Here is a 25,063-nt window from a genome sequence, read left to right as displayed (position 1 = left end):
ACTGCTGTCGGTCCGCGGCGGCGAGCACCCGGCGAGCTTCACAACAGCCCGGGCTATTGTCGGTTTCAGCACTCCGATTCCGACAACGCCCCGGGCTCCCGCGCAGATACTGCCTGTCTGACGGCGAGATCACCGCCGCGGAGTAGGCCTCGTGCCCCTGTGTGACTCCAACCCACACTGTGCCGGCGACAGTCCAGGCATGCCCCCCTGTATCCCACGAACGGACCGCACCGTCGTCGGTCCCCGGCGGCGAGCAACCGGCAAGCTCCACAACAGCCCGGGCTATTGTCGGTTTCAGCACTCCGATTCCGACAACGCCCCGGGCTCCCGCGCAGACAGCCGTACAGCGCGACGCTGACCAGCACAATCACGCTGGTGTGTGCCCGCGACACGGGGAGTACCTGGTCGACCTGATCGACTGGCAGGCAGACGGGTCCGAGAAGTCCTTCGAATCCGAGGGCGTGTTCATGAAGGAGCGTCCCGCTCAGGTGGCCGCCCGGTTCATGTCGCGCAGAGTCGCAACGGACTTGGGGATGCTGATCTGGTTGAACAGTTCCGACGGCTGCGCCTCCAGCTGATCCAGTAGGCTGTCCGGAACCCGGATTCCCTGGTGGGCCGCCTGATACAGGGCGTAGTCCAGGCCGGCCCACGGATCATCCGCGCCGCCGGCAGCATCACGAATGATCTGGCGCCTCGTCTTCTCGTCGAGGTGGGGCCAGAGGTAGGTCAGTACCGGAAAGAGAACAGGGTAGTCAGCATCGTCATACCACTCACGCAGACCTTCTGCATCGGTAGCGAATCGCACGGTCATCCCTCCCCTGTCAGCGTATCCAAGTCCACGACCGGGTCCATCGCAGCGAAGTCCTCAAGGTGCTCCATGATGACGTCTGACACCGGCTCGTCCTCCCCGCAACGCGATCCAGCCTGCCCGTCGACCCCATCGGCCGCAGGCCACCACACGTATCTTCCCGCTCATCCGGTGCCCCCTGTGGGACTCGAACCCACACTGTGCCGATTTTAAGTCGGCTGCCTCTGCCAATTGGGCTAAAGGGGCGTACGGCCTGGCCGTCTAGCGGTTGCGCTCGACGACCTCGGCCAGGATCCCGTCCAGGATATCCTTCTCGCTGACGGTGATCGTCGTCAGCCCCTTGTCCAGGAACCGGGTGGCGAAGGCGTCGATGACGATCGCTCCCCCGCCGATCACGTCGGCACGGCCCGGGTGCATCGCCGGGTACCCGCGACGCCGCTCCACGGTGTCGCCCAGCAGGGTCCGCGCGGTGGAGCGGAAGTCCGCCAGGTCGATCTCCGACATGTGGGTCTTCTCCGGGTTGTACTCGGTGAGCCCCTTCTGGATCGCCGCGACGGTCGTCACGGTGCCGGCCACGCCGACCACCCGGGTGACGGCGTCCAGGTCCACGTTCTCCTCGACGGCTGCCATCAGCCCGTCGACGTAGCCGCGGGCCTCGGCGATCTCCTCGTCGGTCGGCGGGACGGAATGCAGGTACCGTTCGGTGAGCCGCACGCAGCCCATGTCGGCGGAGTACGCCTGCCCGCTGCCCGCAGCGTAGGTGCCGACGACGAACTCGGTGGAGCCGCCACCCAGGTCGATCACGCAGATCGTCCCGTCGGTGGGCCCCAGGTCGGTCACCGCGCCGGCGAAGGACAGCTGTGCCTCGCGGATACCGGTCACCACCTCGGCCTGCACCCCGGGAGCCACACGCCCCAGGTGGCGGCGGGTGATGGCGAAGAAGTCCTCACGGTTCTCCGCGTCACGGGTGGCCGAGGTCGCCCCCATCATCACGTCGGTGACACCGTTCATGATCATGCGGTCGGCGTAGATTCCCAGGGCCTCGTCGACCCGGTCCAGTGCGGCGTCGGCGAAACGCCCGGTGGCGTCCACCCCCTGGCCCAGCCGGACGATGATGTTGTCCCGGTTGACCTCCCGCAGCGTCCCGTCCTCCAGGACCTCGCTGATCAGCAGACGAATGGAGTTCGTGCCGCAGTCGATGGCGGCGTAGGTGCCGGTCACTGGTCCTCCTCGTCGGAGCGGTCGTAGGTCACTTCGTCGACGTGGCCGTCGAAGGCCGCCTCGATGGAGGTTCCGAGCTCCTCCGGGGTGGGCCAGTCGGCGGGGATGGCCGTACCAGACAGCTTCGGGGTGTGTGCGGCAGCCAGTGCCACGGCCTCGGTGCCCAGCCGGACCCGCGACGGCCCCTCGGCCAGGGCGTAGGCGATCAGCACGTGCAGGCACTTCACCCGGTCCGGCATGCCGCCACCGGAGAAGTCGGTGCCCAGGGACTCGATCGCGTCGCGTTCGGCGAGGTAGTGCTCGTGGGCGGCGCGGTAATCGGCGGCCAGCTCGGCGTCCTCCCGCAGGCGGGCCTGCATGGTGCGCATCACCCCGGCGACCTCCAGGCGCGACGCCTCGGCCGTCAGCCGCGGGTCGGTGAGGTAGTACAGGGTGGGGAACGGCGTGCCGTCGGGCAGCCGCGGGGCGGTCTTGACCACCGCCGGCTCGCCGTCCGGCGTGCGGTAGGAGACCTCGATCGCGCCACGGATCTTACGTCCGAGCTGGCGGGACATGGTCTCGTAGTCGGTCTCGCTCACGGTCACTACTGTGCTCCCTGCTGTTGTTGCTGCTGCTGTTCCTGCAGTTCCCGTTGCAGGTCCGGGTCACCTTCCTGGGCGGGTTCCTCAGGTTGGTTGGGGTCAATCGGCAGATTACCGGAACCGCCGTCACCGTCGCCGCCCTGCCCCTGCTCGGCACCGGGGCCGTCACCGCCCTCACCGTCTTCGTCGGCGGGGGTGGCGACCGACCCCCACAGCTGGGTGTACCACGGGTCGGGTTCGGAGTCGTCGTGCTCCATGCCGGGGTCCGTCGGGGAACTGGTGTCGATCCGCGGATCCATCAGTCGGAACGCCGACTCCCCGGGCTCCACGACCCCAAGCCGGGTCCGGGCCTGCTCGCGGATGTAGGCCTCGCTGTTGTACCGGTCCAGTTCGGCGTTGAGGTCGTCACGTTCGGCCAGCTGGCGTTCGATCGTGGCCTCGACCTGGGCGAGTTCGGCCCGCTGCTGGAAGTAGTTGCGCAGCGGCGTCGCCACGGACAGCGCCACGAACGCCACCACCAGGATCACCGCGACGGTGACGAGCGGGTTCATCTTCTTCGGCAGTTCGACGAAGGAGCGCGCCAGCCGGCGCGGTGCGTCGCGGGCCTGACGCTGCCGCCGGTCACGCTTCTCCACCGACCGTGGTCGTGGCAGACCGGGGCCGTCGGTACGTGCGCTGTCGCGCTCGTCCGACGGCCTCGTGTCTTCCCGGTCCCTCCGGTCGCGTGTACCCATGGGGACCGATTCTAGCCCGTTGCCCCGGGACTACTTCGCAGTGAACCGCGGGAAGGCGGAGGCACCGGCGTAGACGGCGGCGCCTTCCAGGTAGCTCTCGATGCGCAGCAGCTGGTTGTACTTGGCCACGCGCTCGGACCGGGCCGGGGCACCGGTCTTGATCTGGCCGCAGTTCAGTGCCACGGCCAGGTCGGCGATGGTGGTGTCCTCGGTCTCGCCGGAGCGGTGGGACATCATGGACTTGTAGCCGTTGTTGTGCGCCAGCGCCACCGCGTCGAAGGTCTCGGTCAGGGTGCCGATCTGGTTGACCTTGACCAGCAGCGCGTTGGCCACGTCCTCGTCGATACCGCGGCGCAGACGGTCGGGGTTGGTGACGAAGAGGTCGTCGCCGACGAGCTGGACCTTGTCGCCGATCTCGGCGGTGAGCTTCGCCCAGCCCTCCCAGTCGTCCTCGTGCAGCGGGTCCTCGATGGAGACCAGGGCGTACTCCTCGACGAGCTCGGCGTAGACCTTCGCCATCTCCTCGGCGGTGCGCTTGCCGCCCTCGAAGTTGTAGTGGCCGTCCTCGTAGAACTCGGAGGCGGCGACGTCGAGCGCCAGCGCCACGTCGGTGCCGAGGCTGTAGCCGGCGGCGGAGATCGCCTCGTCGATGACGTCGAGGGCGGCGCGGGTGGAGTCGACCGACGGGGCGAAGCCGCCCTCGTCACCCAGGCCGGTGGACAGGCCCTTGTCCTTGAGCACCTTCTTCAGGGAGTGGTAGACCTCGGCACCGATGCGCAGCGCCTCGCTGAAGGACGACGCACCGATCGGGGCGATCATGAACTCCTGGACGTCCACCCCGGAGTCCGCGTGGGCGCCACCGTTGAGGATGTTCATCATCGGCACGGGCAGCACGTGGCCGTTGGGGCCGCCGACGTAGCGGAACAGCTGCAGGCCGGCGGACTCGGCGGCCGCCTTGGCCACCGCCATCGACACGCCCAGGATGGCGTTGGCGCCGAGACGGGACTTGTTGGGGGTGCCGTCCAGCTCGATCATGGCCTGGTCGACCAGCCGCTGGTCGTCCGCCTCGATGCCGGCGAGGGCCTCGTCGATCTCGCCGATGACGTTGCTGACCGCCTCGAGCACGCCCTTGCCGAGGTACCGGTCACCACCGTCACGCAGTTCATGTGCCTCGTGCACGCCGGTGGAGGCGCCGGAAGGCACGGCGGCGCGGCCGACGGAGCCGTCGTCCAGACCGACCTCGACCTCGACTGTCGGGTTACCACGGGAGTCCAGGATTTCGCGGGCGATGATCTGCATGATTTCGGCCATGTGGGTGTCAGCCTCCTCGGCTGGGGAATTCGGTGGATATCAGTCACACCTATTCTGCCCTATCCGTACCAAGTCCGTCAGGCAGGCTGCCCCAGCGCGTAGTTCGCCGCGGCGTCACGTACCGAGACCATGTACTCCTCGGACCGGTTGTAGGCGAACAGTGCCGCACTCCACCCCTCGGCGGTGTCGAGGTCGCGGTCGTTTCCGCAGAGCAGACGCCCGGCCGCCGCCGCGGCGTCGCCGATGTCGTGCGGGTCTCCCCCGGCGCCGTAGATCCCCCAGGACTCCGGGAGGAACTGCATCGGCCCGACGGCCCGGTCGTACTCCGTGTCGCCGTCCAGCTCTCCGTCGTCGGTGTCGGGGACCTCCATGAAGCTGCCGGTCCCGTCGAGCTGCGGCCCGATGATCAGTCCACTGTCCCCGTCGACACCGTAGTTACCGTGGTGCGACTCGATGAACCCGATCCCGGCCAGCGTGTTCCAGGCGAGGTTGCAGGACGGGAACTCGGCCGACACCGTCCTGGCCCCGCTGACGTAGCCCTCGAGATGGTTCTCCGGGATCGCCAGCGACTCGGCGGTGGCGGGCAGGTCGTGCACGGCGACCGCGCGTGCCGGGGGCACGTCCCCGGGCACCGGCACCCGCTCCTCCGCCGGCTCCTGGTCCTCGACCAGGAACACCCCGACGACGAGGACGACGAGCAGGACGGTGGCCAACAGGCCGACGACTCCGCCACACCCGGCACACCCGGCACGACCACTCGGTCGGGGGTGTTCCGTCACACCTCCTCCACGAGGCAGAGGATCGCGGACAGGGAGGCGACGGTGAGCTGGACGTCGCGTCCTTCCACGGTGACCACCGCCATGTCCGGGTAGGGACGTTCGCCGACGACGAGGTGCACCCCGGGCACGATGCCGTTGTCCTGCAGGTAGCGCAGCAGCGCGCCGTCGCGGTCGCTGATCCGGTCGACGAGCAGACGTTGGCCCACCGTCGCCTCGGACAGCGGCTCGGTGTCCGGGACGGTGATCGTCCCGTCCGGGCCGGGGATGGGGTCGCCGTGGGGGTCCCGGACGGGGTATCCCATGGCGGCGTCGATCCGGGCGACGAAGGTGTCGGACACGGCGTGCTCGAGCACCTCGGCCTCGTCGTGGACCTCGTCGACGCCGTAGTCGAGTTCGCGCAGCAGGTAGGTCTCGATGAGCCGGTGGCGGCGGACCATCTGCAGCGCCAGGCGGTGGCCGTCCTCGCTGAGGGTGATGTCCCCGTAGGGGGCGTGGACCACCAGTCCGTCGGCGACGAGCCGTTTCACCGCCTCGGACGCGGTGGAACGACGTTGTCCCAGCTCATCGGCAAGGACGGAGAGGGACGCGCCGCTGCGGTCCCACTCCTGGAGATCGTAGATCTTCTTGAGGTAGTCCTGCGACCGGTCCGGCAGATCGGTGACATGCATGCCGGAGAGTCTACCGCACCCCCTGCCCCACCCCATCGCGGTGCACTGACCTGCCCCGTTGCAGTTCACTACGATCGAAGTATAGAGTTCGGCACATTGAACTTATCCGATCTACCGTGGAGAACTCTTGTGATCCGGCTCGTCCGTAGAACCACCGCAGCCACCGCGACCGCCCTCATGGCCGGAAGCCTCGTCGCGTGCGCACCCGGCAACTCCCCCGGCGACTCCCCTGAGGTCCTCGCCACCTTCACGATCCTCGCCGACATGGCCCAGGAGGTCGCCGGGGACGTCCTGGAGGTCGCGTCCCTCACCCGTCCGGGCGCCGAGGTCCACGGCTACGACCCCACCCCCGGTGACATCCGCACCGCCGCGGATGCCGAGATGATCCTGAGCAACGGTCTCGGGCTGGAGAACTGGCTGGACAAACTCACCGCGGACTCCGACGCCACCCGGGTCACGGTCACCGACGGCATCGACCCCGTCACCATCGCGGGCACCGACGACCCCAACCCCCACGCCTGGATGAGCCCCACCCTGGCGTCGGTCTACGTGGACAACATCGTCGACGCACTCAGCGACCACCGTCCGGCCGACGCCGGCACCTTCCGCGACAACGCCGCGGCGTACCGGGAGCGGCTCGACGAGGTACGCCGCGACCTCACCGACGGGCTGTCGCGGCTGCCGGAGCACCAGCGCGCCCTGCAGACCTGCGAGGGGGCGTTCAGCTACCTCACCCGCGACGCCGGCCTGACCGAGAGCTACATCTGGCCGGTGAACTCCGACGCGGAGACCACCCCGGACCAGATCCGCCGTGCCACCGCCTTCGTCGAGGACAACGACGTCCCGGCGGTCTTCTGCGAATCCACCGTGGACCCCGGCCCCAAGGAGCAGCTTGTCCGGGACACCGGCGCCCGCGACGGCGGCACCCTCTACGTCGACTCCCTCACCGAAGCGGACGGGGACGCGCCGACGTACCTGGACCTGCTGCGTCACGACGTCGACACCATCGTCACCGGCCTGCGGGGTGACCGACCGTGACGATCACCCTCCGGGACGTCTCCGTGAGCTACGGGACGGTCCGCGCACTCGAGGACGTCTCCCTGCACCTGGAGGCGGGGAGCGTCCACGGACTGGTCGGCATGAACGGCTCCGGCAAGTCCACCCTGTTCAGCACCCTCACCGGCGGGGTCCGCCCGGACCGCGGGACGGTGTCTGTCACCGGCAGCACCGCCTACGTCCCCCAGTCGGAGAAGGTCGACTGGACCTTCCCCGTCAGTGTCCGTGACGTGGTCACCACCGGCCGCTACGGGCACATGGGGCTGCTCAAACGACCGCGGGAGGACGACCGGCGCGCCGTCGACGACGCGCTCGTCCGCACCGACCTCACCGCCCTGGCGGACCGGCAGATCGGCCAGCTCTCGGGCGGGCAGAAGAAGCGGGTCTTCGTCGCCCGCGGCCTGGCGCAGGACGCCACCGTGGTCCTCCTCGACGAACCCTTCGCCGGGGTCGACACCGTCAGCCAGTCCACGATCAGCACCCTGCTGCGCACCATGGCCGACGACGGACGCTGCGTGCTGATCTCCACCCACGACCTGGGCTCGGTCCCGGAGCTGTGCGACACCGTCACCATGCTGCAGCGCACGGTCGTCGCCCACGGCGCCCCGTCCGAGGTCCTCACCACCGACAATCTCCTGACCACCTTCAGCACCCCTGCACCGGAGGCATGATGTCCGACATCCTGTGGTTCCTCGAACCCCTCGACTACGGGTTCATCCAACGCGCCCTGGTCGTGGCCACCGTCACCGCCGTGATCGCCGGGGTACTGTCCTGCTGGCTCGTGCTGATCGGCTGGTCGCTGATGGGCGACGCCGTCTCCCACGCCGTGTTGCCCGGGGTGGTGGTCTCCTACATCCTCGGCTGGCCGTTCGCCATAGGCGCCCTCGTCGCCGCCCTGCTCGCGGTCGGCATGGTCGGCGCGGTGGGCCAACGCACCACCCTGAAGGGCGACACGGCCATCGGGGTGATCTTCACCGCCCTCTTCGCCCTGGGCCTGGTACTGGTCTCCGTGACCCCGGCGGGGACGAACCTGCAGGAGATCCTCTTCGGCAACCTGCTCGGCATCTCCCGGGAGTCGATGGTCCAGGTCCTCCTGTTCGGCGCGGTGGCCCTGGTGACGATGCTGGTGATGCGACGCTCGATCACCGCCTGGGCCTTCGACCCGGAGCACGCCCGGGTCATCGGGATGCGCACCGGTGCGGTCCGGTGGACGGTGATGGTCTGCCTCGCACTCGTCGTCGTGGCGTCGATGCAGGCCGTCGGCGTGATCCTCGTCGTCGCCCTGCTCATCACCCCCGGCGCGACGGCGTACCTGCTGACCCGCCGGATCGGACGGATGATGCTCATCGCCCCGGCGGTGGCCTGGGCCAGCTCGGTGGCGGGCATCTGGCTGAGCTTCTACCGCGACATCTCGGCCGGCGGGACGATCGTGCTGGTCCAGGCCGGGGTGTTCCTGCTGGCCTACCTCTTCGCGCCGAGGGAAGGCCTGGTGACCGGCATGCTGCGCGGTCGTGGCGCCCGTGGGGTCACTTCCCCCAGCCGTCGGCGCCCCCGCCGTAGCGGTGCTCCAGTTCCCTCCGGAACGTCTCGACCGCGGTGATCAGGCGGTTGTCCGAGTCCCCGATGTCGTCGCGCTCCAGCCCGATCATCGGGAAGCGGATGTCGGTGGGGATCTCGGAGTCCGCCAGGCCGTGCCGGCGGGCCAGGATGATGACCTCCTCCGCCGCCGCGAGCGCCGACGGTGCCGACGGTGCCGACGGGGCAGCCTCGGACGCCTCGGCACCGGTCACCGCGGCGAACGTCGTGGCATGCGGCTCCTCGCGGACCGGGGGCTGGTCCTTGTAGGCAGGCTTGCCCTCCTTCGCCCGTCCCTCGGCCCAGAGCCGGTCCTGCTCCTCCCGCGAGACCGGACGTTCCACGTCCTCGAACAGGTACGGCGCCCGCGAGCGCAGTTTGGCCACGAACGCCCCGGCGACGTGGCCGATGTCGAAGGCCCCGCGCCGGTTGGCGATCTCGGCGTGGAAGAGCACCTGCAGCAGGATGTCGGCCAGTTCCGTGCACAGCTCCTGCTGGTCGATGCCGGACTCGTCCTCGCCGGGGTCCACCTGGGCGACGACCTGCGCCAGCTCCTCGGTCTCCTCCCGCAGGTAGGCCATCAGCGAGTGGTGGGTCTGGGACTGCTCCCACTCCCCCTGCCGCATCGCCCGGGTCATCAGCGCCACGGCGTCCTCGATCTCGTCGATCACCGAGGACGGCACCTCGGTGCGCGAGGTCCGGCGCAGACCGGCGACGGCGGCGGTGTGGTCGTCCGTGCCGACGATCTCACCGTCCACCACCCCTCCGCCGGAGTAGTCCACCGCCGCCTGGGCCGCCTGTGCGGGAGCTGTCGACGGCGCGGCCTCGATCTCCCGGTCGCCGGCCATCTCCATGAGCAGGCTCGGCGCCTTGACCAGCGTGTCTCCCCGCTCGAGGCGGTCGACCACGGTCTCGTTGGCGAGGTCGGTGGTCACGATCACCTCGGTGTCCTCCACGGTGTGCCCGCCGAGGTCGGCGATGACCCAGCGGATCCGCACCGGCACCTCCTCGGTGTAGCAGACGTCGTCACCGAGCAGCGGTACCGCCTCCACGGGCAGCATCGCGGGGAATCTGGGGTCCAGCAGCACGACTGACATGGGGGTCAGTGTACCGGGTCACGCTCGGGTCTCAGCGGGTAACCGGCTCCGAGTGTCCGGCTGCGGCCGTGATGTCCCGCCGCGGGACGCCCGCCAGGTCCGTCAGGGCGTTGGCGCACCACTGCACCAGATCCAGGTCACGCAGGGCGACGGCCCGCATCCCCGACCCCTCCTTCGGCACCGGGACCAGCACCGTCTTCGGGGTGGCCCGGTACGTCGCCGCCGGGAAGAGCCGCTTGAGACGCACCTGCCCGGAGTCGGCCAACGTGATCGGCGAGAAGCTGATCTTCGACCCGGTCTGGATGACCTCGGTGACGTCCAGGTCCCGGCACACCATCCGCAGACGGGCGACGACCACGAGCCGCTGGACCTCCTCGGGGATGTCGCCGTAGCGGTCGCGGAGCTCCTCGAGCACCTGGCGCAACGCCTCGTCGTCGGCGGCCTCGGCGAACTTGCGGTACGCCTCCAGCCGGAGGCGCTCGCTGGCGATGTAGGTCACCGGGATGTGGGCGTCGACCGGCAGGTCGATCCGGATCTCCCGGCGCTCGGCGGTGTCCGACCCGTCCACCGTCTCCCCGTCCGCCATGGCGCGGAAGGCCTCCACGGCCTCCCCGACGAGCCGCACATACAGGTCGAAGCCGACCCCGGCGATATGCCCGGACTGCTCGGCGCCCAGCACATTGCCCGCACCACGCATCTCCAGGTCCTTCAGCGCCACGGCCATACCCGCACCCAGGTCGTTGTTCTGCGCGATGGTGGTCAACCGGTCGTAGGACGTCTCGGTGAGGGTCTCGCCCTTCGGGTAGAGGAAGTAGGCGTAGGCCCGCTCACGGGAACGTCCCACCCGGCCCCGCAGCTGGTGGAGCTGCGACAGGCCCATGTGGTGGGCGTTCTCCACGATCAGGGTGTTGGCGTTGGCGATGTCCAGCCCGGTCTCCACGATCGTGGTGCACACCAGCACGTCGAACTCCCGGTCCCAGAACCCCTGCACCGTGGTCTCCAGCTGCTCCTCGCTCATCTGCCCGTGGGCGACGACCACCCGCGCCTCGGGCACGAGCTGCCGGATCCGCGAGGCGGTGTCCTCGATGCTCTTGACCTTGTTGTGGACGTAGAACACCTGGCCGTCACGCAGCAGCTCCCGCCGAATCGCCGCGGCCACGTGCTTCTCGTCCTGCGACCCCACGTACGTCAGCACCGGGTGCCGGTCCTGCGGCGGGGTGAGGATCGTCGACATCTCACGGATGCCGGCCATCGACATCTCCAGCGTGCGCGGGATCGGCGTGGCTGACATCGTCAGCACGTCCACGTGGGTACGCAGGGACTTGATGTGCTCCTTGTGCTCCACACCGAACCGCTGCTCCTCGTCGACGACGATCAGCCCCAGGTTCTTCCACTGGATCCCCGTCCCCAGCAACCGGTGGGTACCGACGACGATGTCGACGGTGCCGTCGGCCATCCCGGCGAAGATCTCCGCGGACTCCTTCGCCGAGGTGAACCGCGACAGCTCCCGGATCTGCGTGGGGAAGTCCTGCATCCGGTCGACGAACGTGCGGTAGTGCTGCTGCGCCAGCAACGTCGTCGGCACCAGCACCGCGACCTGCTTACCGGACTGCACCGCCTTGAACGCCGCCCGCACCGCCACCTCGGTCTTGCCGTAGCCGACGTCACCGACGATCACCCGGTCCATCGGCACCGGCTTCTCCATGTCCCCCTTCACCGCCTCGATGGCGTTGAACTGGTCCTCGGTCTCGGTGAAGGGGAACGCCTCCTCCATCTGCCGCTGCCAGGGCGAGTCCGGGTCGAAGGCGTAGCCGGGCGCGGCCTGCCGGGCCGCGTAGAGCTGCACCAGCTCACCGGCGATCTCCCGGACCGCACCACGGGCCTTCTTCTTCGTGTTCTTCCAGTCCGACCCACCCATCTTCGACAGGGACGGCTTCTCCCCGCCGACGTACCGCGACAACAGGTCCAGCTGGTCCATCGGCACGTACAGCTGGTCGCCCGGGCCACCTCGCTTCGACGGGGCGTACTCCAGCACCAGGTACTCGCGCCGCGACGCGTCCGGCCCCTTGCCGACGGTGCGCTCGGTCATCTTCACGAACTTGCCGATACCGTGCTGGTCGTGGACGACCAGGTCACCCGGCGCCAGGGCCAGCGGGTCGACCCGGTTACGCTTCTTCGCCGGCTTCCGACGCCCGGTCGCACTGGCCTCCACCCGGTTGCCCGTGACATCGGACTCCGTGATGAACAGCAGCTCACGGGTCTCCAGACCGGCCTGTGCCGGCGCCTGGTAGATGCTCACCGTCCCGGCCGCCGGCACCTCGTCGGTGTTGTGCTTCGACCGGCGCATCCGTCCCTGGCCGGTGATGCCGTCCAGGTCCACGCCCACCGCCTCCGCCGCGATCCCGGCCTCCCGGAACCGCCGCAGCATCCGGGCGACGATCGTCGGCGACGGTGCCGCGTACGCCACGCGCCCACCGTCCTCCACCCGACGCCGGACCGTGGCCATCAGCTGACCGATCGCCTCCATCTCCCCGTGCGGGGCCGGCGCCGGCGTGAAGTCGAGCAGCAGCGGCTCACTGTCGGCCCCGTCGTCGCCGTCCTCCCAGTCCGCGACGCCGGTGGGCGACAACGTCCACCACGGCATCCCCAGGGCGTCCTGCGTCGCCCGCAGCGACGCCAGCCCCCGGTACCCCGCCCGGTCGACGTCCAGCGCGCCGTCCTGCGACTCCGCCGCGATCGCACCGACGTCCACCGGCGCCGCACCACCCATCGCCGCGACCTCCCACCCCGCGGCGAGGAACTCACGGCCGGTGGCGATGAGGTCCTCGGCCCGCCGGTGCACCGCCGCCGGGGCGAGCACCACGGTGTGCGCCCCGTCCGGCATCAGCTCCGGCAACGTCTGCATCGGCCCGTCGTAGAGCAGCGGGATCAGCGACTCCATCCCCTGCACCGGGGTGTGCTGGCTGATCTTGTCGAACGCCTCCGCCAGCTCCGGGTTCCCCGCGTTCTCCCGCGCCAGCGCCCCGGCGCGCCGGGCGACGTCGTCGGTGACGAGGAGTTCGCGGACGGGGTGGACGTCCACCGGCTGGGCCACCGCCTCCGGGATCGTGCGCTGGTCGCCGACCGAGAACGCCCGGACCTCGCTGACTTCGTCACCCCAGAACTCGACGCGCACCGGCATCTCCGCCGTCGCCGGGAAGATGTCGAGGATGCCGCCGCGGGTGGCGAACTCACCGCGCCGTCCCACCACGTCGGAATGGGTGTAGCCGAACTCCACGAGCCGTTGCTGGACCTCGGCGAAGTCCAGTTCCTCGCCCTCGACCAGCCGCACCGGCTCCACGTCGCCGAGTCCGGCCATCACCGGCTGCACCACGGAGCGGGTCGGTGCCACCAGGACCCGCACCTGGCCCTGGGCCAGCCGGTACAGCGCCCGACGACGCTGCGACACGGTCTCCACCCCCGGGGACAGCCGCTCGTGCGGCAGCGTCTCCCACGACGGCACCATGGCCACCGTGTCCCCCAGCATCGCGGTGAGCTGGGCGGTCAGGTCCTCGGCCTGCCGTCCGGTCGCGGTCACCAGCAGCACCGGTGCCTCCTGCGCCAGGGCGCCGACGGCGAAGGGCCACGACGCCTCCGGCCCCTGCATGTGCAGGCGCCGGTCGCCCACATGGGTGACCATTCCCCTCAGCTTCGGATCGGAGGCGACGGTACGCAGTACTCCAGACAGCGGTGGAGTCGTGTGGGTGGCACTCATGGGCAACCATCGTAGTCTGACGGTCATCAGGTAGAGTGACCGGTTGACCGGGACGGGTGGCTGCACCGGATGAGCCACAGCCCGGGCTGTTCCCCCATGGTGTAATCGGCAACACTGCGGTTTTTGGTACCGTCATTCCAGGTTCGAGTCCTGGTGGGGGAGCTTTTTCATGTCGGGGAACGACCGGCCGGAACCCGCTGACCTGCCCCGTGCCCGGTGTACGGGGTCCCCGGCGTTACACTGTCGGTCATTCGTGTGATCCACCTCCGCAGTCGACCGCCAAGTGAAGGACACCGCCCATCGTGACTGAACAGAACAAGCCGGTCGCCGTCGTCGTACTCGCCGCCGGTGCCGGGACCCGCATGAAATCCACCACGCAGAAGACCCTGCACTCCATCGGCGGACGGACCCTGCTGTCGCACAGTCTGCACGCCGCGGACACCGTCGCCCCCGAGCGCATCGTCGCCGTCGTCGGCCACGGCCGCGACCAGGTCGGCCCGGCCGCCGAGAAGATCGCCGGGGAGCTCACCGCCCCGGTCGAGCTGGCGGTCCAGGACGAACAGCTCGGCACCGGACACGCGGTGCAGTGCGCCATGCCCGCTCTCGAGGGCTTCGAGGGCACCGTGATCGTGACCAACGCCGACGTCCCGCTGCTCACCGGGGACACCCTCGGCCACCTGCACGCCGCGCACACCGAGGTGCCGACCGCGGTGACCGTGCTGACCACCTCCCTCGCCGACCCGTACGGGTACGGCCGGATCATCCGGAACGAGGAGAACGAGGTCACCGCCATCGTCGAGGAGAAGGACGCCACCGAGGCGGAGCGTCAGGTCACCGAGATCAACTCCGGGGTCTTCGCCTTCGACGCGGCGATCCTGCGCGACGCCCTGACCCGGCTGCGTACGGACAACTCCCAGGGCGAGCTCTACCTCACCGACGTGCTCGGCATCGCCCGGCACGACGGGCACCCGGTCCGTGCCCACCGCTCCGACGACTACCGCGAACTCGCCGGCGTCAACGACCGCGTCCAGCTCGCGGCCGCCGGCCGGGAACTCAACCGCCGGACGGTCGAGGCGGCGATGCGTGGCGGCGCCACCGTCGTCGACCCGGCGACCACGTGGATCGACGTGGAGGTCAGCATCGGCGCGGACGTGACCGTCCTGCCCGGCACCCAGATCAAGGGACGGACCACCGTCGCCGAGGGCGCCACCGTGGGCCCGGACTCCACGCTGCAGGACGTCACCGTCGGCGCGCGTGCCTCGGTGGTGCGCACCCACGCAGTGGACGCCGTCATCGGTGCCGACGCCGAGGTCGGCCCGTTCACCTACCTGCGCCCCGGCACCGTCCTGGGTGACGAGGGTAAGCTCGGCGGGTTCGTCGAGGCCAAGAACGCGACCATCGGCCGCGGTTCGAAGGTGCCGCACCTGACGTACGTCGGCGACGCCACCATCGGCGAATACTCGAACATCGGCGCGTCCAGCGTCTTCGTCAACTACGACGGGGTGAACAAGCACCACACCACCGTCGGCTCCCACGTGCGCACCGGGTCGGACACGATGTTCATCGCCCCGGTGACCGTCGGCGACGGGGCGTACTCCGGCGCCGGGACGGTCATCAAGGACGACGTCCCCGCCGGCGCCCTGGCGGTCTCCGGTGGTCAGCAACGCAATATCGAAGGCTGGGTGCAGCGCAAGCGTCCCGGTAGCGCGGCCGCTGAGGCTGCTGAGGCCGCCCAGCGTGGGGACGGGGCCTGACCCGCCGGATTGGTCCGGAGGTTGCCCCCGTCTTACACTCACAGCAGCGATATACTCAGCAAAGTCCTGTACCCACACCTCCCCGCAGTCGGAAAGGTCGTAGAACCCGTGTCCCACTGGATCGACAACCAGAAGAACCTGATGCTCTTCTCCGGTCGTGCCCACCCGGAGCTCGGCGAAGCCGTCGCCCGCGAGCTCGGTATCGAGCTGACCCCCACCACCGCACACGACTTCGCCAACGGCGAGATCTTCGTCCGGTTCGAGGAGTCGGTCCGCGGCTCGGACGCCTTCGTCCTGCAGTCCCACCCGCAGCCGCTGAACAAGTGGATCATGGAACAGCTGATCATGATCGACGCCCTGAAGCGCGGGTCCGCCAAGCGCATCACCGCCATCCTGCCGTTCTACCCCTACGCGCGTCAGGACAAGAAGCACCGCGGCCGTGAGCCGATCTCCGCCCGCCTGATCGCCGACCTGCTCAAGACCGCCGGCGCCGACCGGATCGTCTCGGTGGACCTGCACACCGACCAGATCCAGGGCTACTTCGACGGCCCGGTCGACCACATGCACGCCATGCCGATCCTCACCGACTACATCATCGGGAAGTACGGCAAGGACAACCTCTGCGTGGTCTCCCCCGACGCCGGCCGCGTGAAGGTCGCCGAGAAGTGGTCGAACGTGCTCGGCGGCGCCCCCCTGGCGTTCGTCCACAAGACCCGTGACATCGACGTGGCCAACAGCGTCACCGCGAACCGCGTCGTCGGCGACGTCGAGGGCATGACCTGCATCCTGCTCGACGACATGATCGACACCGGCGGAACCATTGCCGGCGCGGTCAAGGTCCTGCGTGAAGCCGGGGCCGGCGACGTCATCATCGCCACCACCCACGGCGTGTTCTCCGGTCCGGCCCGCGAGCGGCTCGACAACTGCGGTGCCCGCGAGATCATCACCACCGACACCCTGCCGCAGAGCACCGAGGGGTGGGACAACCTCACCGTCCTGCCGATCGCACCGCTGGTCGCCAAGACCATCCACGAGATCTTCGAGAACGGTTCGGTCACCACGCTCTTCGAGTGATACACTCGTGACCGTCTCGGCGAGGGCTGGTCCACACCAGCCGTTATCGGCGCGCATACGTTCCACGGTGTTCTTTCACCACGGGACGGTCACCGCACCATGAGCCGCAGCAGAGTCTGCGGCTTTTTTCGTGAGACCGATCAGTTCCGACATCCAGGAGTTCACCATGGCAACCAACATCACCCGCATCAGCGCACTGCCGCGCAACGAGTTCGGCAAGGGCGCGTCCCGCCGTCTGCGTCGCGACTGGCGCATCCCGGCCGTCCTCTACGGATCCTTCCACGAGCCGATCCACGTCAGCTTCGACCTGCTGGAGTTCCAGGGCATCGTCCGTAACCACGGCGTCAACACGATCCTCGAGGTCGAGGTCGACGGCCAGGACAACCTCTGCATGATCAAGGCCGTCGACCAGAACGTGCTGACCCTGGACATCGACCACGCCGACCTGCTGTCCGTCAAGCGCGGCGAGACCGTCGAGGTCGAGGTCCCCGTCGTCGCCGAGGGCGAGGCCGCCCCGGGCACCCAGGTCGTCCAGGACGCCGACGTCGTCACCATCGCGGCCGACGTCCTGTCCATCCCCGAGGAGATCACCTTCTCCATCGAGGGCAAGCTCATCGGCGACCAGGTCACCGCCGGTGACCTGCAGATGCCGGCGAACGCCTCCCTGGTGTCCGACGCCGACACCCTGATCGTCAACATCATCGAGCCCGAGGTCGCCGCGGAGCCCGAGGAGACCGACGAGGCTGCCGGCGAGGCCGCCGAGGAGTCCGCGGAGTAGTTTCACCCCGCACCCGGGTATGGGAGACTGGATCAGTGAACAGCACTGACCGGTCTCCCTTTCTCGTTGTCGGCCTCGGGAACCCCGGGTCCCGGTACGACGGCACCCGCCACAACGTCGGCGCCATGGTCCTCGACGAACTCGCCGGGCACTGCGGCGGTCCCGCCGGCCCGCCGACCTTCACCACGAACCGGAAGCTCAACGCGCGGGTCGCGGAAACCAGGATCGGGGACCGTCGCGTGGTCCTCGGCGTCCCCCGCAGCTTCATGAACCAGTCCGGTGGACCGGTGAAGGCGATGGCCTCCTACTACGGGGTGCCGGCCGACGCCGTCGTGGTCGTCCACGACGAACTGGACCTCGACCCCGGCGTGGTGAAGCTGAAGTCCGGCGGCGGGCTCAACTCGCACAACGGTCTCCGCGACATCGCCAAGTCCCTGGGCACCCGCGACTTCCACCGGGTGCAGGTCGGTATCGGACGCCCGCCCGGACGCATGGCCCCGGCGTCGTACGTCCTCAAACCCTTCTCGAAGGCCGAGCGGACGGAGCTGCCGATCACCCTCGCCGACGCCGCGGATCTCATCGTCGGCCTGGCGGTAGGCTCGGGGTCATGAGTCTGCTCGCCCGCCTGACGGCCCTCGTCCGCCGCCCCTCCTCCCCCGGCACGGACGGCGGCACGGACGGCGCGGAGACGCCCGCCCGGTGGCTGGTCATCGGACTCGGCAACCCCGGGGGACGGTACGAGGGCACCCGCCACAACGTCGGCTACCTCGTCACCGACCGCCTCGTGGAGCGCTCCTCCGCCGACGGGCTCCGTGGGCTCCCCGGGACGAAGGCGACGGTCGCGCGCGTCGACATCGACGGCGAGGCCGTCCTGCTCGTGCGCTCGACGACGTTCATGAACCTCTCGGGTGAGGCGGTGGCCCCGTTGGCCGCGCGCCACGGGATCAGCCCGGACCACGTGGTCGTCGTCCACGACGAACTCGACCTCCCCGCCGGACGGGTCAAGGTGAAGCTGGGCGGCAACGAGAACGGCCACAACGGGCTGAAGTCGGTCTCCGCCGAACTGGGCACCCGCGACTACGTGCGCGTGCGGGTGGGGATCGGGCGTCCGCCGGCCGGGACCGGCGTGGTCGAGTATGTCCTGACCGCCCTCGACGACGGCACCGACTGGGACGCCACCGCCGGGACCGCCGCCGACGCGGTCGACATCATCGTCACCCGGGGGCTCCCGGCGGCGCAGCACGAGATACACTCCCGGTCGTGAGTACCGCGAAGAAGAGGTCCGCCCGTCAGCCGTCGCCTGTCGCCGGGACGTACGAGGGCGACTACGGCATCCTCGAACTCGAGCCCGACCCGGACCACACCGACGGCTGGCTGATCAGCGTGAACGGGGTGCCCAGCAGCCACATCGTCCTCGGAGAACCCCGGACGCTCGCCTTCGAGTACATGCAATGGATCGCCGTCGGCCTACGCGCCCACGTCGACGCGCACCTGGACCCGTCACGGCTGCGGGTGACCCACCTCGGCGGAGGGGCGTGCACCCTGGCCCGCTACGTGGCGGACGTCTACCCGGAGTCCCGGAACACCGTCGTCGAGCTCGACGGCGAGCTGGCCCGGTTGTCCCGCGAGTGGTTCGACATCCCCCGTTCCCCGCGAGTGAAGATCCGGGTGGACGACGCCCGCGACGTCGCCGCCGACGTCACCGAATCCAGCCGCGACGTGGTCATCCGGGACGCCTTCGCCGGCGCGGTGACCCCGGAGAACCTCACGACCGTGGAGTTCTTCCGCGACTGCCACCGTGGGCTCGCACCCGGTGGCGTGTACCTCGCCAACTGCGGTGACCACGCCGACCTGGCCGGCGCGAAAGCGGAGCTCGCGGGCATGGCGGAGGTGTGGGAGCACCTCGCCGTGATCGCCGATCCGCCCATGCTCAAGGGCCGTCGCTACGGGAACATCATCCTGGCCGGCTCGGACGTGCCCCTGCTCGAGGCCGGCACGCCCGCGCATGCTGCGGCGACCCGGGAGCTGCTCGGCGGCGCGGTGCCGGCCCAGTACCGGGACGACGCCTGGGTGCGGCAGTTCTTCTCCGGCGCGAAGCCGCGGCGGGAGGGCTGAGCCGGGGATAGACTGGCCCGCATGTTTGAGTCACTTCACGAAGCGCGGGCAGCCATAGAAAAGCACGTCGCGCCGGAACACGTGGACAACGTGCTGGATGTCCTCATACCGGCAATCGGCCTCAAGCCCGGCGACCCTGACGAGACCGTCCGCACTGGCTCGAGACTCGGCGGAGTACCAGACCTACCTGTCGGCATGGAGTGGCCACGCCCCGAACCCCCGACGGACCCCAGGGACATCGCCGGACGTGGGCATTCGTCTGACGAGAAGATGATGCTGGACCACCTGTCCCGGAACCTGCCCTTCGCCTTCGTCGCCCAGATCGACCTTGCCGAGGCACACGCCCTGGGGGAGGTCGCCGCCGACCTGCCGGACACCGGTCGCCTCCTCTTCTTCTACGACTTCTGTGTAGGCCCCTGGGAGAACGGTGCCCGCGTCGCCGCCGTTGTCTGGGACACCTCGCCCGCTGAACAGACAGTGGCCGCGACCATGCCCGACGACCTGGCTGACGCCGCTGCGCACGGCACCGGGAGCTTCGATGCGGAGGTGTTCCACGCCCCGGCCCGCCCGGTGACCCTGTTCGGCGGAGTCACCATCCCCGTCGAGACCAGCAACGCCCCCGAAACGGAGTACGTGTTCGAGCCGGGCGGACTCGCTGACGTCACCGACGGTGTCGAGGACTTCTGGGACGAGGACGAGTGCTGGGACGGATGGCGGCATCATCAGCTGCTCGGAACCCCTGTCCCGCTTCAGAGCGATCCCCGCGACTACATCGCCGGTGACGGTACCGATGAGGAAGTCTCCGACTGGAGGTTGCTGTTCCAGCTCGACATCTACAACTGGGACGGGGGCAAGTACGGCGACGGCGACGTCTACTTCCTCATCCGGACGGCCGACCTCGCCGCCCGCCACTTCGATCGGGTGCAGGCCGTCTACCAGCAGACCTGACAATCAATCGAGGAGTCTTCGACGTTTTAGAACTGACGTTCGAAGAAATAGTGCTCTTCGCCGTTTCGTGTCCGCCCTGTCCGATACAGTGTTCGTATCGACAAGGAGGGGACCATGCCGCGAACAGAACCGATCTCGGGTGAGACCTACGCCGCCCTGGCCACCGAGTACTCCACGGGCATCAACGCCGCCGAGCTGAAACTCGTCGACTTCCTCACCGGGATCCCCCACGACGCCCGCCTGTCCACGGCTCTGGTACTGCGTCGCCGTACCACCAGCGAAGCCCACCGCTACGCCCACGCCGCCGACCTCGCCGCGCGGATGCCCGACCTGTTCGACCATTTCCGCTCCGACGGTCGTTTCTCCGTGGACCACCTCGACGCGATCTGGTCGCGGATCAACCGTCACAACCGCGCCCTCCGCGCCGCCGGCGCCGAGGTGCCCGACCTCCTCGACACCGCTGTCGCACGCCTGCTGACCCAGTGGATCAGGAACACCGGCAACACCATCCACACGGCCCTGGCCGACGTCACCGACGAGATCCTGTGCACCCTCGCCCCACTGGTCGCCGAAGCCACCGAGACCGACGAGGCGGCGGCGGTGTCACTGACCCGGCGCGGCACCCGCCTGACCCTGGACTGCGGCAGCGAGGTCACCGCCGACGCACTCTGGCAGGCCATCGGCACAGCGGCGCTGACCACCCGGCGTGAGATGACCGACGACGACCGGCCCGCGCCACCGATGTCCCGGTGCCGCGGTCAGGTCGCCCTCGGCGCGCTCGGCGGGCGTCGCGACCAGCTCACCGTCACCGTCAACGCCTACCGGCCCCACGGCGACGCACCGGCCTACGTCCTGGGTACCGGGTGGGTCTGCCCCACCACGGCCGCCGAGCTCACCGCCCTGGCCGCCCGCATCCGCGAGCTGCCCGACGCCGCCGAGGTCCCGCCGACCCCGTCCTACCGTTTCACCACCCTGCAACGCGCACTGATCGAGGGGCGTGACGGCCACTGCCGCTTCCCCGGCTGCAGCGTCCCCGCCGACCGGTGCGACCACGACCACCTGGTCAGCTCGCCGCACACCGACCCGGACAGCGACGGGGACACCTGCGTCACCAACGGCATCAGCCTGTGCCGCACCCACCACACCCTGAAGACGGCGCGGATCTGGACACCGACCAGCCTGGACGACGCGGTCACCCTGCACTGGACCGGCCCCGGCGGCGTGGCGGTGAGCACCGTCGCCGCCGGCCCGCTGTCCCCCACACGGGATCCGTTCACGGCCCTGTCCAGCACGGCCCCGGTGCAGTACCATCCGAGAGCATGCCCCTCATCGAGCTGCATGACGTCCGGAAAACCTACCAGTCCTCCTCCGGAGAGGTCCGGGCTCTCGACGGCCTCGACCTCTCCGTCGACGAAGGCACCGTCCGGGGACTCCTCGGCCCCAACGGTGCGGGGAAAACCACCACGGTCAAGGTCCTGACCACCCTCATCCGGCCCACGTCCGGCACCGCCACCGTCGCGGGGCTCGACGTGGTACGCCAGCCTGCCCGCGTCCGGGAGATCATCGGCGCCTCCGGCCAGTACGCCACCATCGACGAGGACCTCTCCGCGCGGGAGAACCTCATGCTCATCGGTCGCCTCTTCCACCTCGGCGACCGGACGGCGAAGAAGCGTGCGGACGAACTCCTCGAGCTGTTCAACCTCACCGACGCCGCCGACCGTCCCGTCAAAGGCTTCTCCGGAGGCATGCGACGACGGGCCGACCTGGCGTCCTCGCTGGTGAACAACCCGAGGATCCTCTTCCTCGACGAACCGACCACCGGTCTCGACCCCGCTGCCCGCCTCAGCCTGTGGGACGTGATCCGCGAACGCGTCGCCGCCGGCACCACACTGCTGTTGACCACCCAGTACCTGGAGGAGGCCGACCAGCTCGCCGACGAGATCAGCGTGATCGACAACGGGACCGTCATCGCCGAAGGCACCGCCGACGTCCTCAAGACGCAGGTCGGCGGCCAGCGGGTCACCGTGACCCTGGCGGACCCCGCAGACGTCGACACCGCGACCCTGCTCCTGCAGCCCCTGGCCCTCGGTGGCGAGAACGTCGTCCGGCAGGAACGCACCCTCACCCTCGCCGTCGACGACGGACCCGCCGCACTGGAACGCGCACTGCACGACATCCGCGCCCACGGCCTCGGGATCCACGACATCGGCCTGGCCCGCCCCACCCTCGACGACGTCTTCCTCTCCCTCACCGGAGACGACACCGGGAAGGACGCATCATGACCACCGTCAGCAACTGGTTCACCGACGTCCGCGCAGTGACACTGCGCAACCTCATCCACTTCCGCCGGACGCCGGACGTCCTGATGTGGGGCATGATCCAGCCGATCATGTTCGTGCTGCTGTTCAGCCAGGTGTTCGGCGGCGCCATCCAGGTGCCCGGGCAGAACTACACCGACTTCCTCATGGCCGGGATCTTCGTGCAGACGGTGGTCTTCGGCTCGACGTTCTCCGGGATGTTCATGTCCGAGGACCGGAAGAAGGGCCTGATCGACCGGTTCAAGACCCTGCCGATGGCGCCGTCCGCCGTCCTGGTGGCCCGGACCCTGGCCGACCTCGTCCTCAATTCCCTGACGCTGGTGGTGATGGTGCTGTCCGGCGTGGCCGTCGGGTGGCGGTTCGAGGACGGCGTCGGACGCTTCCTCGCCGGTATGGGGCTGCTCCTGCTGTTCTCCTGGGCGTTCTCCTGGGTGATGGTGCTGCTCGGCCAGGTCGTCCGCAGCCCCGAGGTGATGAACTCGGCGACGTTCATGGTCCTGTTCCCGCTGACCTTCCTGTCCAACGCCTTCGTCCCCTCCGAGACGATGCCGACCGCACTGCGCGTCTTCGCCGAGTGGAACCCGGTCTCCGCGCTGGTGCAGGCCACCCGCGAGCTCTTCGGTAACACCGGCGACGCCCCGGCGCCGGACATCTGGACGATGCAGAACCCCGTGCTCGCCGTCTTCGGCGCGGCGATCCTGCTGGTGCTGGTCTTCGCTCCCCTGTCGGTGCTCAGGTTCCGGCGGGCGGAGTAGACGGCACCTCGTTTCCGGAGTACCCCGCACGCAGGTAAGGTGTCCAGACGTGTCAGACACCGCAGCAGCATCCCCAGCCAGCACCTCCACCGTCGCCTCCGAAGCCCACCGTCGGCGTACCTTCGCCGTCATTGCCCACCCCGACGCCGGTAAGTCCACGCTGACCGAGGCGCTGGCGCTGCACGCCCACGTGATCAACGAGGCCGGTGCCGTCCACGGCAAGGCCGGCCGCAAATCCACCGTCTCCGACTGGATGGAGATGGAGAAGGACCGCGGCATCTCCGTCGCCTCCTCCGCCCTGCAGTTCGAGTACGCCCCGGAAGGCCACACCGGCGAGCCGTACATGATCAACCTGGTCGACACCCCCGGCCACGCCGACTTCTCCGAGGACACCTACCGGGTGCTCACCGCCGTCGACGCCGCGGTGATGCTGGTCGACGGTGCGAAGGGCCTGGAGCCGCAGACCCTGAAGCTCTTCCGGGTGTGCAAGGCCCGCGGCCTGCCGATCATCACCGTCATCAACAAGTGGGACCGGCCGGGTAAGGAACCCCTGGAGCTCGTCGACGAGATCGTCACCGAGATCGGCCTGCAGCCGACCCCGCTGTTCTGGCCCGTCGGCCCGGCCGGTGACTTCCGCGGGCTCGCCCGTCTGGACGGCGAGGGCGAGGTGCAGGAGTACATCCACTTCCTGCGCACTGCCGGCGGTTCCACCATCGCCCCGGAAGAGCACTACTCCCCCGAGGAGGCGTCCGCGAAGGAGGACGGCGCCTGGGACACCGCCGCCGAAGAGGCCGAACTGCTCGCCGCCGACGGTGCGGTCCACGACCAGGAGCTGTTCCTCGACTGCACCACCTCCCCGCTGATCTTCGCCTCGGCGATGCTGAACTTCGGCGTGCACCAGATCCTGGACACCCTCTGCGCCCTGGCGCCGCAGCCGTCGTCCCGCGACTCCGACCCCGCCGTCCTCGAGGCCGCGGCGTCCTCCGCCGGTGCGGCGATCGACACGGTCCGCGACGTCACCGACAACTTCGCCGGCGTGGTGTTCAAGGTGCAGGCCGGGATGGACACCAACCACCGCGACAAGCTCGCCTTCATGCGGGTCGTCTCCGGTGAATTCACCCGTGGCATGCAGGTCACCCACGCACAGTCGGGCCGCAGCTTCTCCACGAAGTACGCCCTCACCGTCTTCGGCCGCGACCGCAACACCGTGGAGTCTGCCTACCCCGGCGATATCGTGGGTCTGGTCAACGCCGGCACCCTCGCCCCCGGCGACACGATCTACGCGGGGCGCAAGGTCCAGTTCCGCCCGATGCCCCAGTTCGCCCCCGAGAACTTCCGCACACTGCGCGCCAAGACGCTGGGCAAGTACAAGCAGTTCCGCAAGGCCCTGGAGCAGCTCGATTCCGAGGGGGTCGTCCAGATCCTGAAGAACGACGCCCGCGGCGACGCGAGCCCGGTGATGGCCGCCGTCGGCCCGATGCAGTTCGAGGTCATGCAGGCCCGGATGCTCGCCGAGTACAACGTGGAGACCGTGACCGAACCGGTGCCCTACTCCGTGGCCCGACGCACCGACGCCGCCAGTGCACCCGAGCTCGGACGCCAGCGCGGCGTGGAGATCTTCACCCGCTCCGACGGGGCGCTCATCGCCCTGTTCGGTGACAAGTGGAAGCTCGCCTTCGTGGAGAAGGAGCACCCCGAGCTCACGATGGAGCCGCTGGTGGCCGACTAGCCACCGCG

The 25,063-nt window shown here is 69.3% G+C and carries 22 protein-coding genes and 2 tRNA genes; 14 read left to right on the top strand and 10 right to left on the bottom strand.

Translation table 11 applies throughout. From position 1 onward, the window contains the following. Nucleotides 1-484: 484 nt before the first annotated feature. From MUN33_RS05350 to MUN33_RS05315, 8 genes are all read right to left on the bottom strand, one after another. The gene (locus tag MUN33_RS05350; RefSeq protein WP_244803846.1) at nt 485-811 is read right to left on the bottom strand and encodes a hypothetical protein; all 327 of its coding nucleotides are present in this window, start codon (nt 809-811) and stop codon (nt 485-487) included. A 169-nt stretch (nt 812-980) separates the two neighbouring features. Further along, nucleotides 981-1,054 (bottom strand) — tRNA-Leu (locus MUN33_RS05345). 15 nt (nt 1,055-1,069) lie between these two features. Beyond that, nucleotides 1,070-2,029 carry a Ppx/GppA phosphatase family protein gene (locus MUN33_RS05340; protein ID WP_244803845.1) on the bottom strand — a complete coding sequence of 320 codons (960 nt, stop codon included), beginning with the start codon at nt 2,027-2,029 and terminating at the stop codon, nt 1,070-1,072. Then, a complete protein-coding gene (locus tag MUN33_RS05335) occupies nt 2,026-2,613 on the bottom strand; it encodes a DUF501 domain-containing protein (protein ID WP_244803844.1) in 588 nt (195 codons plus the stop codon). Before MUN33_RS05335 ends, MUN33_RS05340 begins: the two co-directional genes overlap by 4 nt. Continuing rightward, a complete protein-coding gene (locus MUN33_RS05330; RefSeq protein WP_244803843.1) occupies nt 2,613-3,344 on the bottom strand; it encodes an FtsB family cell division protein in 732 nt (243 codons plus the stop codon). The genes MUN33_RS05335 and MUN33_RS05330 overlap by 1 nt, the downstream gene beginning before the upstream one ends. 30 nt (nt 3,345-3,374) lie before the next feature. Beyond that, nucleotides 3,375-4,655, bottom strand: coding sequence for a phosphopyruvate hydratase (eno, locus tag MUN33_RS05325; protein WP_244803842.1), 1,281 nt, complete (start codon nt 4,653-4,655; stop codon nt 3,375-3,377). 77 nt (nt 4,656-4,732) lie between these two features. After that, nucleotides 4,733-5,434 carry a lysozyme family protein gene (locus MUN33_RS05320; RefSeq protein WP_244803841.1) on the bottom strand — a complete coding sequence of 234 codons (702 nt, stop codon included), beginning with the start codon at nt 5,432-5,434 and terminating at the stop codon, nt 4,733-4,735. After that, a complete protein-coding gene (locus MUN33_RS05315) occupies nt 5,431-6,102 on the bottom strand; it encodes a metal-dependent transcriptional regulator (protein WP_244803840.1) in 672 nt (223 codons plus the stop codon). Before MUN33_RS05315 ends, MUN33_RS05320 begins: the two co-directional genes overlap by 4 nt. A gap of 177 nt (nt 6,103-6,279) precedes the next feature. On the opposite strand from MUN33_RS05315, the gene MUN33_RS05310 reads away from it, so the two are divergent. The 3 genes from MUN33_RS05310 to MUN33_RS05300 are packed head-to-tail and all read left to right on the top strand — an operon-like array spanning nt 6,280 to nt 8,758. Further along, nucleotides 6,280-7,140, top strand: coding sequence for a metal ABC transporter substrate-binding protein (locus MUN33_RS05310; protein WP_244803965.1), 861 nt, complete (start codon nt 6,280-6,282; stop codon nt 7,138-7,140). Next, nucleotides 7,137-7,829, top strand: coding sequence for a metal ABC transporter ATP-binding protein (locus tag MUN33_RS05305; RefSeq protein ID WP_244803839.1), 693 nt, complete (start codon nt 7,137-7,139; stop codon nt 7,827-7,829). Before MUN33_RS05310 ends, MUN33_RS05305 begins: the two co-directional genes overlap by 4 nt. Then, nucleotides 7,829-8,758, top strand: coding sequence for a metal ABC transporter permease (locus tag MUN33_RS05300; protein WP_244803964.1), 930 nt, complete (start codon nt 7,829-7,831; stop codon nt 8,756-8,758). The genes MUN33_RS05305 and MUN33_RS05300 overlap by 1 nt, the downstream gene beginning before the upstream one ends. Here the strand turns inward: MUN33_RS05300 and MUN33_RS05295 are convergent. Both MUN33_RS05295 and mfd read right to left on the bottom strand, forming a co-directional pair. Further along, the gene (locus tag MUN33_RS05295) at nt 8,685-9,830 is read right to left on the bottom strand and encodes a MazG nucleotide pyrophosphohydrolase domain-containing protein (RefSeq protein ID WP_244803838.1); all 1,146 of its coding nucleotides are present in this window, start codon (nt 9,828-9,830) and stop codon (nt 8,685-8,687) included. The genes MUN33_RS05300 and MUN33_RS05295 overlap by 74 nt on opposite strands. A gap of 31 nt (nt 9,831-9,861) precedes the next feature. Continuing rightward, a complete protein-coding gene (gene mfd, locus MUN33_RS05290; RefSeq protein ID WP_244803837.1) occupies nt 9,862-13,584 on the bottom strand; it encodes a transcription-repair coupling factor in 3,723 nt (1,240 codons plus the stop codon). Nucleotides 13,585-13,674: 90 nt separating this feature from the next. On the opposite strand from mfd, the gene MUN33_RS05285 reads away from it, so the two are divergent. From MUN33_RS05285 to MUN33_RS05235, 11 genes are all read left to right on the top strand, one after another. Further along, a tRNA-Gln gene (locus MUN33_RS05285) sits at nt 13,675-13,746 on the top strand. A gap of 140 nt (nt 13,747-13,886) precedes the next feature. Next, nucleotides 13,887-15,338 (top strand): bifunctional UDP-N-acetylglucosamine diphosphorylase/glucosamine-1-phosphate N-acetyltransferase GlmU, encoded by a 1,452-nt coding sequence (glmU, locus tag MUN33_RS05280; protein ID WP_369414925.1) that lies wholly within the window; start codon nt 13,887-13,889, stop codon nt 15,336-15,338. A 108-nt stretch (nt 15,339-15,446) separates the two neighbouring features. Continuing rightward, on the top strand, nt 15,447-16,412 hold the full coding sequence (locus MUN33_RS05275) for a ribose-phosphate diphosphokinase (protein WP_369414924.1): 966 nt from the start codon (nt 15,447-15,449) through the stop codon (nt 16,410-16,412). Nucleotides 16,413-16,578: 166 nt separating this feature from the next. Beyond that, entirely contained in the window at nt 16,579-17,190 is a 612-nt protein-coding gene (locus tag MUN33_RS05270; RefSeq protein ID WP_244803836.1) for a 50S ribosomal protein L25/general stress protein Ctc, read from the top strand. Nucleotides 17,191-17,225: 35 nt separating this feature from the next. After that, the gene (gene pth / locus MUN33_RS05265; protein WP_244803835.1) at nt 17,226-17,801 is read left to right on the top strand and encodes an aminoacyl-tRNA hydrolase; all 576 of its coding nucleotides are present in this window, start codon (nt 17,226-17,228) and stop codon (nt 17,799-17,801) included. Then, nucleotides 17,798-18,454 carry an aminoacyl-tRNA hydrolase gene (pth, locus tag MUN33_RS05260; protein ID WP_244803834.1) on the top strand — a complete coding sequence of 219 codons (657 nt, stop codon included), beginning with the start codon at nt 17,798-17,800 and terminating at the stop codon, nt 18,452-18,454. Before pth (MUN33_RS05265) ends, pth (MUN33_RS05260) begins: the two co-directional genes overlap by 4 nt. Further along, the gene (locus MUN33_RS05255; protein ID WP_244803833.1) at nt 18,451-19,305 is read left to right on the top strand and encodes a spermidine synthase; all 855 of its coding nucleotides are present in this window, start codon (nt 18,451-18,453) and stop codon (nt 19,303-19,305) included. Before pth (MUN33_RS05260) ends, MUN33_RS05255 begins: the two co-directional genes overlap by 4 nt. Before the next feature lie 21 nt (nt 19,306-19,326). Beyond that, nucleotides 19,327-20,253 carry a YwqG family protein gene (locus tag MUN33_RS05250; RefSeq protein WP_244803832.1) on the top strand — a complete coding sequence of 309 codons (927 nt, stop codon included), beginning with the start codon at nt 19,327-19,329 and terminating at the stop codon, nt 20,251-20,253. 1,319 nt (nt 20,254-21,572) lie between these two features. Beyond that, complete coding sequence (locus MUN33_RS05245) at nt 21,573-22,535, top strand: ATP-binding cassette domain-containing protein (protein ID WP_244803831.1); 963 nt, start codon at nt 21,573-21,575, stop codon at nt 22,533-22,535. Further along, nucleotides 22,532-23,326, top strand: a complete 795-nt coding sequence (locus MUN33_RS05240) for an ABC transporter permease (RefSeq protein ID WP_244803830.1) — start codon at nt 22,532-22,534, stop codon at nt 23,324-23,326. Before MUN33_RS05245 ends, MUN33_RS05240 begins: the two co-directional genes overlap by 4 nt. A gap of 49 nt (nt 23,327-23,375) precedes the next feature. Beyond that, complete coding sequence (locus tag MUN33_RS05235) at nt 23,376-25,055, top strand: peptide chain release factor 3 (RefSeq protein ID WP_244803829.1); 1,680 nt, start codon at nt 23,376-23,378, stop codon at nt 25,053-25,055. Nucleotides 25,056-25,063: the final 8 nt, after the last annotated feature.

Source organism: Corynebacterium kalidii, assembly GCF_022869005.1.
Lineage (GTDB): Bacteria > Actinomycetota > Actinomycetes > Mycobacteriales > Mycobacteriaceae > Corynebacterium > Corynebacterium kalidii.
The sequence above is the reverse complement of the archived record's forward strand: the minus strand, read 5'-3'. Positions and strand labels throughout refer to the sequence as shown.